General features: G+C 38.4%; 6 protein-coding genes. All 6 read left to right on the forward strand.

The window, feature by feature from the left end:
* Positions 1-77 precede the first annotated feature (77 nt).
* A complete protein-coding gene (locus B5X70_RS02120) occupies positions 78-1,274 on the forward strand; it encodes a DUF4959 domain-containing protein (RefSeq protein WP_079556196.1) in 1,197 nt (398 codons plus the stop codon).
* A 129-nt stretch (positions 1,275-1,403) separates the two neighbouring features.
* Entirely contained in the window at positions 1,404-1,775 is a 372-nt protein-coding gene (locus tag B5X70_RS02125) for a DUF4998 domain-containing protein (RefSeq protein ID WP_157666472.1), read from the forward strand.
* A 143-nt stretch (positions 1,776-1,918) separates the two neighbouring features.
* Positions 1,919-4,705 carry a carbohydrate-binding protein gene (locus B5X70_RS02130; RefSeq protein ID WP_079556198.1) on the forward strand — a complete coding sequence of 929 codons (2,787 nt, stop codon included), beginning with the start codon at positions 1,919-1,921 and terminating at the stop codon, positions 4,703-4,705.
* A gap of 51 nt (positions 4,706-4,756) precedes the next feature.
* On the forward strand, positions 4,757-7,090 hold the full coding sequence (locus B5X70_RS02135; protein WP_234995067.1) for a glycoside hydrolase family 3 N-terminal domain-containing protein: 2,334 nt from the start codon (positions 4,757-4,759) through the stop codon (positions 7,088-7,090).
* Positions 7,091-7,117: 27 nt separating this feature from the next.
* Positions 7,118-10,339, forward strand: coding sequence for a T9SS type A sorting domain-containing protein (locus B5X70_RS02140; protein WP_079556199.1), 3,222 nt, complete (start codon positions 7,118-7,120; stop codon positions 10,337-10,339).
* Between the two features lie 226 nt (positions 10,340-10,565).
* A partial coding sequence (locus B5X70_RS02145) for a DUF4372 domain-containing protein (RefSeq protein WP_079556233.1) occupies positions 10,566-10,781 on the forward strand: 216 nt, incomplete at its 3' end.

A 10,781-nucleotide genomic window follows, 5' to 3' on the forward strand; every position in this document is an offset into this window, starting at 1 on the left:
AGAATCGAAGATCTGCCTTAGCTAAAAAATCAACCCAGACAAGATATACGACATATGAATTATTTAATTTTTTTCGGATGAAGACAAAAATATTATTTCCAATTGTGGCATTTATGTTATTCTTTCTCGCATGTGATGAGGAAGAACGCGGAACAGCTCCTGGAAAGGTCTCTGTTGTTGAGATTATTCCAACAAATGGGGGGGCTAAAATTGTATGTCAGCTACCTAATGATCCAGAGGTTCTGTTTGCCAAGGCTTATTACACCAACACGTTAGGGCAGGAGCTATTTGCTATCACTAGCCTATACAATGACACTTTGCACATTAGAGGTTATAATGACACCAATGAACATACTGTGCAAGTTGTGGCGGTAAACAGCATTGGTATGCAGTCTGAACCTACAGAAGTTAAGATTACTCCACTCGTTTCTAATATCCAGATTGTTAAAGAAAGCATTGAAATTACACCGGATTTTGGAGGCGTAAAAATCAGCTGGATTAATCCTGCGGCGGATATTATTTATACTTGGCTGACTTTTAAAGAAGAAGGCGCCGAAGAGTCAGTGCCAATATACTTGTCCTCATCCCGGAAGAACGAATCATTGATTGTACGAGGAATGGATACGACTCCCAAAGAGTTTTTTGTTATGGTTGAAGACTTTTACGATAATACTACCGAAAAAGTTTCAAAGGGAGTCTATACACCAATATTTGAGGAGGAGATAGATAAATCCTTATGGACTTTAGTTGAGAATATGAGTGTAGATGGTAATGCCTGGGAAGGACAAACCACAAACCTCTGGGATGGTGAGATTGACTACCTGGGTTCCAACGGGCAAGGTAGTTATGCTATGATTTCTAGAGATAGAAACGGGGGACAGTTAAATTTTCCGCTTGATATCGTAATTGATATGGGACAGACTGATGCCATACTCAATCGATTTACTTTATGGCAAAGAGCTTATTGGCATAATAACGCAGCAGAGTATTTCTATTATCAGGATGAGAATTTTAAAGCCTTTCGTTTATATACGAGCGATGACAGACAAAACTGGACGCTCATTGCCGAAGAGTCGTTGGAAGACCCGAGAGATTCAGAAGGACGGGTGCCTGAGGAATACATTAGGGAAGCTATCGATGGGCATAACTTTGATCTGCCATCTTCAGTTAACCTTTCAAGGTTTTTAAAATTATCAATAACTGAGAATTTCGGTAGTGAGAGATATGTAAATATTTCAGAAATGACTCTTTACGGAAGTAATTCAAATTTGTAAAATACCAAGAATGTTCCATGAGCATTTATGCTGCTCGTAAAAGTTGATGAATTGAAACTCAACACAGCTAATTGCAGATTGACGAAGTTGATCCTTGCTCATGGATTTTTTTTAACAAATTATATGCAAATGAAAAAGGCAATGTATTGTATCATACCCCTTTTGATAATTATCACACTAGGGTGTGATAATATGGAGGATAATTATCAACATTACAAGAGTAATCGTATTTATTCCCCAAAAGTTATCGATCTAACTGCTGATGTAGGTTACAGAACCGCCATATTAGAGTGGACTAATCCAACAGGCGATATCGCAAAAACAATTGAAATTGAATATGATGATGTGGTTATCAAATCGATAGAAATGATTGAATATTATCAATTAACAGATTTGGAACTGAAAGGTTATCTGATCTCTGTTTTTACGGTCGATCTGCACGGTAATCGCTCAGTTCCTGCTCAGGTGTATATTTTTCCAAGTGGCGAAGAAGGGTCTTAACACCACTCACTAAGCTGTAATTGGTAAATAGATTTGACAGATAAATAAGTAATGTAACTGTTTTGTGATCATATACTAATCATTTTTATAACAAAAAGATGCGGAGTTATTAAGTTCCGCTATTTTAAACAAACAACTATATCATGAGAAATGGAATCCAACAACTGATGAAGAACTTGATGTTAGTTCTTGCAGTATTTGTTTTATCAGGCAATAGTGCCATGTCACAGGGTTTTCTCCGTGCTGAGGGGACAAAAATTGTTGATGGTAGCGGGAATAACTTCATATCACGGAGCATTGGTACCGGTAACTGGATGATTCAGGAAGGTTATATGATGCAATCCACCGGAGCAGGGATTAACACCCAATGGCAATTTCGTGAAAAATTAATTGAAGAAATAGGAGAAGAAAAAACTGATATCTTTTACGATGAGTGGCTGGCTAACCACTTTACGCGTGCCGATTTGGATTCGATGAAAGCATGGGGATTTAATTCCATAAGGCCAGCTCTTCATTATAAATGGTTTACGCTGCCAATTGAGGACGAACCAATTCCCGGAGAAAATACCTGGCTTGAAAAAGGCTTCGAGATGCTGGACGAACTGATAGCCTGGAGTTCAGAGAACGAAATGTATGTTTTTCTTGATATGCATGGAGCACCTGGTGGACAAGGGAAGAATGCCGACATATCGGATTACGATCCCTCAAAACCATCATTGTGGGAAAGCGAATATAATCTTTCCAAATTGACCGCCTTATGGTACAAAATAGCCGAACGTTATAAAGATGAACCCTGGGTGGGCGGATTCGACTTAATAAATGAAATCAACTGGGACTTTGAGAACAGTGGGAATGAGAACGGATGTAACTGCACGCAGAATAAGCCTATTATAGACATTTTTGAGCGTATGATTGACACCATTCGAACCGTGAATACCAATCATATTGTGTTTGTTTCGGGTAACTGCTGGGGCAATAATTATAACGGAATGCATGGTTTGGCCGATTACGACGATAATTTGGTTTTCACTTTTCATAAATACTGGAATTTTAATACCCAGAGTTCACTTGAATGGATTCTTGAAATGCGTGAAAATTTAAATGTGCCGCTGTGGATGAGTGAATCGGGTGAAAACTCAAACACCTGGTTCACCAATGCCACATCGCTTTTCGAATCCAATAATATTGGATGGAGCTGGTGGCCGGTTAAAAAAAGTGGTATCAACAACGTGCTAAGGGTAGTTACCCCACAGGAGTATACTAATTTGCTAAACTACTGGCAAAACGGCACTCCACAAATGAACGAAGAACAAATTTTTGAAGCAGTAATGAAATGGGCCGAAAGCCATAAAATTGAAAATTGTATAGTACAGTACGATGTTATTGATGCACTTACAAGACAAATAGATAGTTACGAAGCAATCCCATTCAAAGAGCACGTCCTGGGTGAAGTGATTTTCTTTACCGACTATGATTTGGGCAGAAATAATGTAGCCTATTTTGATAATGATACCGCAAACCACCATCTGGATACCGGCACTTTTACTGCATGGAACCGTGGATGGTCCTACAGGAACGATGGTGTTGATATTGAGCCATGTTCAGATGAAGACCAAACAAATGGTTATAACGTGGGTTGGTTTGAGCCGGGTGAGTGGATGCAATATACTTTTAACTCTGATGCTGCTGCTGCTTACACCTTTACTATTAGGTTTGCCAGTAATAATGCTCAAACCAGTTTGCGCCTACAGGTTAATGATGTAGATATTGCTCCGGTAATGACATTGCCTTCAACTGGTGGATGGCAAAATTGGGAGACATTCACAATTGAGAATGTGGTTCTTCCTGAAGGCGAGATTGTTTTTAAAGTTACTAATGTTGAAGGAGGTGGTAATCTTAATTATTTTAAGTTCTCAGATCCGGTGGGCATTGACCAGGTTGATTTTGAAGCAGTAGCTGCTTCAACGTCTTATGATGGCGACAAAATATTCCTTTCGTTGAATTCGGTGATGGATGGCTCTGTGACTATCCCCGCTACAACTTTTTCTATATATAATAGGAGGCAGCAATTACAGGTAGAGCGCGTAAAGGTTAGTCCTTTGTCAGACAGAATCCTTGAAATATCTATGGCCGAAAGGATTTATTATGGTGATGTGATTACCATTCATTACGCTGGTTCTAACATTCAGGATGTTTATCAACGCCCACTTCAACACTTCTCAGTACTTCCGGTATTAAGTAATGTGCCCACCAGGTTGCAGCTTCCGGGAAGAGTAAGTATTCAGGATTACTATAATCAGGAAGGGCTCTCTTTTGAACAAACAGAAGACGCTGAAAACCCCGGAGGTTTAAATCTGGCATATACCAATCATGGTGATTTTATTGATTTTCTGGTAACGATTAAGGAGGAGGGCACGTTTGAATTTAACTACAGTGTTGCTGCAACTGCTTCAAATGGCATTTTTGAGGTGCAATTGTTTGATGTGGATAATCAGAAAAGTGTTGTAGGCACCTACTCAGTACCATCAACGGGAGGATGGCAAAACTGGAGAGTGGAGAATGAAGAAATAACATTACCCGCAGGACATTATAGACTGCGAATTTATATTGTTAGTCCTGAGTTTAATATGAGTTGGTTTGAGATGAAACATAAGTCAACATCATCGGTGAATAGCATACAGATAAATACGATGAGTCTTTTTCCAAATCCTTGCCGTGATAGTTTCGAAATTGCTGTATATCAGGATATACCTAGAGCGATAGTTAATATTTATAACGTTGCTGGCACATTAGTAAAATCAAGAATGTTAAATCTGCGGGCTAATACAAAAAACACGTTTATGACCAGTGCTTTGCCCGGTGGGATGTACTTGGTTCAGGTAGTATCTGATGGAATTCTGATTACATCTAAGCTGAAAGTGATTCACTAGGCTATTCAGAAAACCATCATAAGATGAATCCTTAATCTAAGTTATGTTCTCATGAAATTTAAAACAATCATTCAATATTATTTTATGCATATAATTAAAGCATTATCCCTGTTAGTCTTCGTGGCATTTTTATTAGGATGCACTTGTTCATCTTCCGATACAGTTGAGCGAATTCCTTATGTTGAGGCGTTGATAAAACAAATGACCATTGAAGAGAAAGTCGGGCAAACGGCTCAAATCACCCTAGATGTAATTACAAAGGGAGGGGGGCATGCTAACTATGGCGGTTTGCAAATAGATACCGCACAAATCAATGATGCTCTTGTGAAATATCATGTGGGTTCTGTATTAAATACAGCTGGTAACAGAGCTCTTAATGTTCACACCTGGCATCATCTAATTTCTTCAATTCAAGAGGTTGCAACAAATGATACCCGTTTAAAAATACCAGTTATTTATGGCATCGATGCCATTCATGGTGCAACTTATACTGCTGAGGCCACCATGTTCCCGCAACAAATAGCACAAGCTGCGACATGGAACCGGGATTTAGTTTATAGGATAGCAAAAGCAACCGCTCTTGAAACACGTGCCTCTAATATCCCGTGGAATTTTTCTCCGGTGTTGGATTTAGGAGTTGATCCAAGATGGGCGAGAATTTGGGAAACCTTTGGCGAAGACACTTATTTAATTTCGGAAATGGGATTGGAAGCAATAAGGGGCTATCAAGGAAAGGAGCTTAATTGCTCAACAAGGGTGGCTGCATGTTTGAAGCATTTTATTGGATATTCAACTTTAGCATCATCAGGCAAAGATCGGACACCTGCAGAAATATCTGATATCTCATTGCGAGAATACCATCTGCCTCCATTTCAGTTCGCGGTGGAGTCTGGTGCTGCTTCGGTCATGATTAACTCAGGCTTAATTAACGGAATTCCTGTACACGGTAGCTATGATATCATTACCGGATTGCTAAAGAATGAATTGGGGTTTAACGGCTTGGTTGTGACCGATTGGGCTGATATTGAAAATCTCCATAATCGGGACAAAGTGGCACCTTCGCATAAAGAAGCTATTAGGCTTGCCTTTAATGCCGGAATTGATATGTCTATGATTCCTTATAACTATGTTCAGTATTGCGAGATGCTTGTTGAACTTGTTAAAGAGGGCGCAGTCAGTATGGAACGTTTAGATGATGCCGTCAGACGCATTTTAAATCTAAAATATAAGCTTGGCCTATTTGAGCGGCCTTTTGTCGAACCCAGTTTAGATGCATTTAGTGATGCGCATAAAAAAATTGCTTACATGGCTGCATCGGAAGCAATAACGCTTTTGAAAAATGAAAAGGAGATTTTACCACTTTCAAAAGGTACTAAAATACTAGTCGCTGGTCCTAATGCCAATAGTATGCGCACTTTAAATGGTGGGTGGAGTTACTCTTGGCAAGGAGAAGGAGTGGAGGAATTTACCGAGGATAAAAACACCATTCTGAAAGCCATTGAAATGAAATTTGGTAAAAGGAATGTCATTCATGTGCCGGGCGTTGAGTATGATTTCAATGGAAGAACATATAGGGATGAGCACAATGTGAATATTGAAGCTGCTGTTAATGCGGCAAGGAACGTAGATGTCATCGTCCTGTGTCTGGGTGAAAACTCATACACAGAGAAACCCGGAGATTTGAGTGACCTTATGATTTCTGAAAATCAGGAAAAGTTGGCTATAGAATTGGCTAAAACAGGTAAGCCTGTAATTTTGGTACTTAATGCCGGACGACCTCGCCTTATAAGAAGATTTGCCGATGATATGAGCGCCATTCTTCAAACGTATTTATGTGGAAATTACGCTGGTGATGCATTGGCTGATATATTGGCTGGTGATGTAAACCCATCCGGCAAATTGCCTTATACCTATCCAATGTTCAGTAATTCATTAGTCCCTTATTATCATAAGCATAGTGAAGAGAGTGAATCACCTGAAGGTGTTTATAATTACGAGGGTGGGGTTTATCACCAATTTAGCTTTGGCCATGGGTTGAGTTATACTTCCTTCAAATATTCCAATCTAGCGGTCTCTCATGTTGAGTTTACTAATAATGATGAGTTGTTGGTAAGTGTTGATGTTGAAAATACAGGTACAGTTGAGGGAAAAGAGGTTGTTATGCTATTTGCCTCTGATTTGTATGCTTCGCTTGCTCCTGATGTAAAACGACTTCGCCGTTTTGATAAGATTCATTTATATCCGGGAGAAACGAAGAGCGTCACTTTCTCTTTATCTGCCAACGATTTATCATTTATCAATGCACAAAGTAAAAGAGTTACAGAACCCGGTGAATTTGCATTAAAGATTGCTAACCTATATAAAACGATTAAGCTAATTGAATAAGTTTATTTATTAATTAATACCAATGCTATGAAACATGTAAAACAACTACTTTTATCAGCCTTGTTGATAGGTTTTAGTATTTCTGTCTTTGGGCAGGATGTAATGTTATTAGATTTTGAATCTGATGATCTAAACATGGGGGGATGGAGTGGCGTTGCAGTGCAACGTGTTTCAACCTCAGATATTCCGGCGGGCAATATGTCTGGTTATGCTGTTGAGTACACCCATCCAGGAAATAATTGGTGGGGGGGTGCTTATTTTAATGAGCTTGCTCACAAGATTGATTTAACCGAAACCCCTTTCGTAAAGTTCAAAGTTTATTCAACTAGTCCTGTTTATATTCAAGCTAAACTTGAAGGTGGGGAAAATGGTAAAAACAATTACGAACGCGGCTATCAGCTATCTCATGATGAGCTTAACAAGTGGACAGAAGTTGTATTTAATTTTGGAACAATTACAGATGATAACAATTATGGAACACTTGTTGTTTGGATCGACGGACCTCAGCATTACGCAATGGGTGGTGCGAAATTTTACATTGATGATATTGTTAAAACCAGTACACCTCCTGCTGGAAGTGTAACATTTTTGCCTTCTGATAATTCCGTGGTTTATTCAGCTCCTTCAAACTTAAGGCTTGGTTCATATACCTATAAGCTTCAAAAGGATGGTGCTGATTTAACCAATGCTGATCTGAATGGCGTTCTGTATTTGAGGAACAGCTCAAATGTTGACATTCCTTTTTCTGCAACGCTGAATGAGGGAGATCAGACCAATAAGTATTTCTCCAACATTTCAATAACGCCTTCCGTGATATTGGAAGATGGAACCTATACATTTGGTATAGTTGAAAATGCTTTGAACTATGTTGATGCTTCATCAACCCCAGTAAATGCCCAAGCAACTTTTACGGTTGATTCTGATGGCTACGGAGATTTAAGTGTGTATGAAGATTTTGATGACAATTCGAAAACGGTAGTTGTAGATGCATTAGATGGCACAGTTTCAATTGTTTCTAATCCAAATGGATCTGGCAATGTAGCGATGTTTAATAAAGGCGATAATGATTGGGGCAGAATTCATTATGAACTTAACCGACCAGTTGATTTATCGTCTGGGAAAGTTTTTACATTTGATTTATTTCATAGTGAAAGTGTTGATTTGAGATTTAAACTTTCTGAAATGAAAGGTGATGGGGGACACTCAAAAGAGTTAGATGTTGCTTATACAACACCAGGTGCCTGGCAAACGATAGCTGTTGATTTATCTGATGTCGCTTTTGCTGATGTTAACTTCAATCATATTCAGATTTATCCTCTTGGTGCGGAGACAAAAAATGCCGACATCTATTTTGATAGTCTAAAAGGGCCGGCATTTCAATCAGGCTCTCTGGTTTTTTCCCCCTTTGATGGTGCTGACGAAGTCAATGGTTTTACAGATCAGTTAACTATAAAGTCAAATGTCAAATTAGCTAATGCAGATGGATCCGATATTACTGATTTGTCATCTGTTGTCTATATGAAGGAAGGAGAAGAAGTTTTTGCTGATTTTGAGGTGGCCATTAATGATGATAAGACAATTATCACTTATACGATAACCTCTTTACCATTAAATATTTCAACCGAATACACTTTTGGTATTAACGATAATGCGTTAAAGTTTCATGATGAGGTTGATGCCTTAACCGGTCTTAATAGTACATTTACATCTAATGCAATTAATCCCCCAAGTACAATCATTTATGCCGATTATGAAACCGTTGATCTTATTAATTTTACCAGTTGGAACAATACTACTCAATTTGAGAAAGTAGCCAATCCTCACAAAGATGATATAAATGGATCCGATAATGTTGGAACTTATATTCATGGTGGCGGGAGTGCCGGGATTGGTGTTGATTTGCCTGGTAGTGTAAATTTTATTTCTACACCTTATTTTCGAATGAAAGTATGGTCTGAGCATCCGGCAAGAGTCAATTTTAAGCTTGAAAATAATCCGGATTGGGGAATAAACAGGGAGTTAAGTGTTCAACTAAGGCCCGAAGAAACAGGGAAGTGGACCGAGTTGTTTTTTGATTTTTCGGGAACAAATCTCTCAAATCTGAATAAATTAGTTATCACAATAGATCCTTCAGGCAATTTTTATTCTGCAGGGGATGAGATTTATTTTGATGACATTATAGCCAGTAATACACCTCCGGAAATTGAGATAGAGTCCTATCCTGTTCAAAATGAAGAGAATGTTTCTCTGATTGGGACATATTATATCAAAACAAACTTAAGTTTTGATCTTCCCGGAAGTGCCAATTTAAGTAACGATAATTTGGGCGACTATTGGAAATTAAGAAAGGATAATAGTGAAGGAGCAGAAATTCCTGCTACAGTTAATTTCGTTGCTGGGCAAAACCTTCTGCAATTAACCCCTTTCGACTTGCTGGATGCCAATACTACCTATTGGCTGGGTGTTCCGGATGGTGAATTAAGTTACTCATCAGGTGATCTTGTAAATGATCTTAATGTCACTTTCACCACTGGTGATATGCCTGAATTTACAATTTATAATGACTTCGAAGGCATAGATTTAACAACGACCATTGAAACTATGGGTGATCCTGCCGGAGCAATAAACCCAAGCCAATTAAATCCTGATGGCTCATTTTCTTTTGTGGCCCAGTGGAATAAAGGAACCAGTTGGGGTGGTTGGGAACGCATCCATATTGCGTTGAATGATCCAATTGATTTTTCCAAAAGCAACGTGATCTCTTTAAGAATTTGGTCACCAAAAGAAACGTATGTGAGACTTAAAGTGGGTACCGAAAGGGATAATGAAGGCGGCATTTTTAAAGAAGTTGACGCCCAGGTAACCACTGTAAATGGTTGGCAGACGTTGTACTTTGGCATGGGAGAAATGCCATCAAATGATTATTCACATTTGTTTATTTATGTTGATGGGGGAGTTGAAGATGCACAAACTTATTATATAACAGATATTAAAGGGCCAGCACTTAGTAGCGCAACATCAATATATCAGCCAAGAGCCAGGGAAGAACTAACAATTAGTCCTAATCCGGCGACAACTTTTATCTCAATTGCAAATGCTGAGAATAAGCTGGTTGAAATTTACAATGCCTCAGGTATGCTGGTTAAACAAGTTATAAATTCTAATACAAGTTTAAATATTAGTGATTTAGCAAGTGGTATTTATTTTGTTAAGGTTGGAGATGCGGTTAGCAAACTTATTGTAAACTAATTGCTAGACAAAAAAATATTAATAGAGGGTGTTTATATAAGTAAACACCCTTTTTTCGGATATACCCATTGTGGATTCTTTTACATCAATAGTTTTGGTTTTTCATTACTGTCCCATTAAAATCTAAAAAAGCTCTTTGAAAAGTTTGAAATTTAGTTAGTTGCGGACGTTTTTCGAGCGAACGGACTTGAATTTTTAGTTTTGCATCAGATTAATCTGATTGCATATGTATCAAGACAAATACGTTTTCGCTCAACTGGTCTCGTTTCTGAATAGAAGCAAATTCAATCGTATTGTTGCCAAATACAAAGGAGACAAATATGTAAAACATTTCACTTGTTGGAACCAACTGCTTTCTCTGATGTTCGGGCAATTAACAAATCGTGAAAGTCTTAGAGATTTGATTGTTGCACTTGACGCTCATCACTCCAAATCTTATCAT

Origin of the sequence: Alkalitalea saponilacus, assembly GCF_900168165.1 — a bacterium.
Classification (GTDB): domain Bacteria; phylum Bacteroidota; class Bacteroidia; order Bacteroidales; family Marinilabiliaceae; genus Natronoflexus; species Natronoflexus saponilacus.

What these genes read in the sequence shown, in the direction of transcription:
- B5X70_RS02125 (WP_157666472.1), top strand. Translation starts at nt 1,404, where the DNA reads ATGAAAAAGGCAATGTATTGTATCATACCCCTTTTGATAATTATCACA.
- B5X70_RS02135 (WP_234995067.1), top strand. Translation starts at nt 4,757, where the DNA reads ATGAAATTTAAAACAATCATTCAATATTATTTTATGCATATAATTAAA.
- B5X70_RS02140 (WP_079556199.1), top strand. Translation starts at nt 7,118, where the DNA reads ATGAAACATGTAAAACAACTACTTTTATCAGCCTTGTTGATAGGTTTT.
- B5X70_RS02130 (WP_079556198.1), top strand. Translation starts at nt 1,919, where the DNA reads ATGAGAAATGGAATCCAACAACTGATGAAGAACTTGATGTTAGTTCTT.
- B5X70_RS02120 (WP_079556196.1), top strand. Translation starts at nt 78, where the DNA reads ATGAAGACAAAAATATTATTTCCAATTGTGGCATTTATGTTATTCTTT.